The organism is Floridaenema fluviatile BLCC-F154 (assembly GCF_041929135.1).
Taxonomy (GTDB): Bacteria; Cyanobacteriota; Cyanobacteriia; order Cyanobacteriales; family Aerosakkonemataceae; genus Floridanema; species Floridanema fluviatile.
In genome coordinates this window covers 1-2656 of record NZ_JBHFNS010000004.1, presented here as the reverse complement: position 1 = coordinate 2656, position 2656 = coordinate 1, and the positions used below count along the sequence as shown (strand labels likewise).

The 2656-nt window shown below is 48.9% G+C and carries 2 rRNA genes; both read right to left on the bottom strand.

Annotated elements, in window-relative coordinates:
• A 23S ribosomal RNA gene (locus tag ACE1B6_RS00120) occupies positions 1-2009 on the bottom strand; the annotation flags it as partial.
• 522 nt (positions 2010-2531) lie between these two features.
• A 16S ribosomal RNA gene (locus ACE1B6_RS00115) occupies positions 2532-2656 on the bottom strand; the annotation flags it as partial.

Below are 2656 nucleotides of genomic sequence, written 5' to 3'. Positions count from 1 at the left end.
ACAGACAATCCTATTTCGCCGAGCCTCTCTCCGAGACAGCGCCCAAATCGTTACGCCTTTCGTGCGGGTCGGAACTTACCCGACAAGGAATTTCGCTACCTTAGGACCGTTATAGTTACGGCCGCCGTTCACCGGGGCTTCAGTCGTTAGCTTCGGGTTGCCCCTAACCAACTTCCTTAACCTTCCGGCACTGGGCAGGCGTCAGCCCCCATACTTCCTCTTACGAGTTCGCGGAGACCTGTGTTTTTGGTAAACAGTCGCTTGGGCCTCTTCACTGCGACCTGAGTTTTATCCCAGGCACCCCTTCTCCCGAAGTTACGGGGTAATTTTGCCGAGTTCCTTAGAGAGAGTTATCTCGCGCCCTTTAGTATTCTCAACTATCCCACCTGTGTCGGTTTTGGGTACAGGTAACATTGGTTTAACGTGGTTAGAGCTTTTCTGGGAAGCTTGACATCATTCACTTCGAGTCCGTAGACCCTCGTACTCACCCCTTGGCTCAAGACGTTTTCTCCGTCTCTCAACACCTTGGAGGCTTGAACCGCTAACCAACTTGCGGCTGATGAGTGCCTTCTCCGTCCCTCTGCACAAACCAATGTCAGTACGGGAATTTTCACCCGTTGTCCATCGACTACGGCTTTCGCCCTCGCCTTAGGCCCTGACTAACCCTCCGTGGACGAGCCTTGCGGAGGAACCCTTGGGATTTCAGGGCATTGGATTCTCACCAATGTTTGCGCTACTTAAGCCGACATTCTCACTTCCGTTTCGTCCACACCTGCTTGCCGCTAGTGCTTCTCACTACTACGGAACGCTCCCCTACCGATATCTTTACAATATCCCACAGCTTCGGTATGTTACTTAGCCCCGTTCATTTTCGGCGCAGAATCGCTTGACCAGTGAGCTATTACGCACTCTTTCAAGGGTGGCTGCTTCTAGGCAAACCTCCTGGTTGTCAATGCAATTCCACCTCCTTTTTCACTTAGTAACAATTTGGGGACCTTAGCTGGTGGTCTGGGCTGTTTCCCTCTTGACAATGAAGCTTATCCCCCACTGTCTCACTGGTTGTGTGTCCGGTTGGTATTCAGAGTTTGACTCGATTTGGTACCGCGCGAGCAGCCCGCACCGAATCAGTGCTTTACCCCCAACCTATAATCACAGCCGCTGTACCTCAATACATTTCGGGGAGAACCAGCTAGCTCCGGGTTCGATTGGCATTTCACCCCTAACCACACCTCATCCGCTGATTTTTCAACATCAGTCGGTTCGGACCTCCACTTGGTGTTACCCAAGCTTCATCCTGGACATGGTTAGATCACCCGGGTTCGGGTCTACAAATAGTGACTTAATCGCCCTGTTCAGACTCGCTTTCGCTATGACTGCGGTATTTTTACCTTAATCTGCCACTACCTGTAACTCGCCGGCTCATTCTTCAACAGGCACGCGGTCAGACGTTGAATCGTCCTCCCACTGCTTGTAAGCTTACGGTTTCATGTTCTATTTCACTCCCCTTCCGGGGTTCTTTTCACCTTTCCCTCGCGGTACTGGTTCACTATCGGTCACACAGGAGTATTTAGCCTTACGAGATGGTTCTCGCTGATTCACACGGAGTTGCTGCCGTGCTACTCGGGATACAGCTAGTAGCGTTGAGCTTTCGACTACCGGACTTTCACCGTCTCTGGTGTAGCTTTCAACTACTTCGTCTAGCCGCTGGCTGACCTGTCGCTGTCCCACAACCCCAACTGGATTCCAGTTGGTTTAGGCTGTTCCCGTTTCGCTCGCCGCTACTTGGGGAATCGATTTTCTTTCTCTTCCTTGGGCTACTAAGATGTTTCAGTTCGCCCAGTTCGCTCTGGCTAGTCTATGGATTCAACTAGCAGTACATGGGGTTGCCCCATTCGGAGATCTCCGGATCTATGCTTGCTGTCAACTCCCCGGAGCGTTTCGTCGATCGCTACGTCCTTCTTCGCCTCTGTGTGCCAAGGTATCCACCGTAAGCCCTAATTAGCTTGACCACAATTTTTCTTACATTGGTGTCTATGAATCTGTCACTAATACTAATGATTAATGACTTTTTCTACCTGACAAGTTACTATGCAATTTTCAAGGTTCTTACTGGACAAATTTATCCAGCAGTCTCTCTAGTTTAATCATCGAACTAGATAAGTTGCTGAAGTTTTATCCTGATGTGGTTGCAATACTTTCTCGTTTCGTATCAATCCACTTTTGGGTCGCCGATTAACCGATCGCCACATCTAATAATATAACAGATTGATGGCAGTTTTGGCAATGTTTTTTTGATAGATGATGAGCAATTTTTTCTCAATTCAACTAACATCTACAATCCCTAATATAGCTTTCGGAATTGCAGTTGTGACGAAAAAAACCGAACTTAACTAATTGGTTTGTTCGCATCTTTAAAAAGAACCTGACAATAGTTTGAAAGCCTTTTGCATCAATCTCGTTCGACCTGGGTATGACCTTCTGTGTGACTTAATTACAAATGTTCAGTCATCACTTAGGTTAGGTCTCCCTAAAAAGGAGGTGATCCAGCCACACCTTCCGGTACGGCTACCTTGTTACGACTTCACCCCAGTCATCAGCCCCACCTTCGGCATCTCCTTCCCTTGCGGGTTAGGATAACGACTTCGGGCGTGGCCAA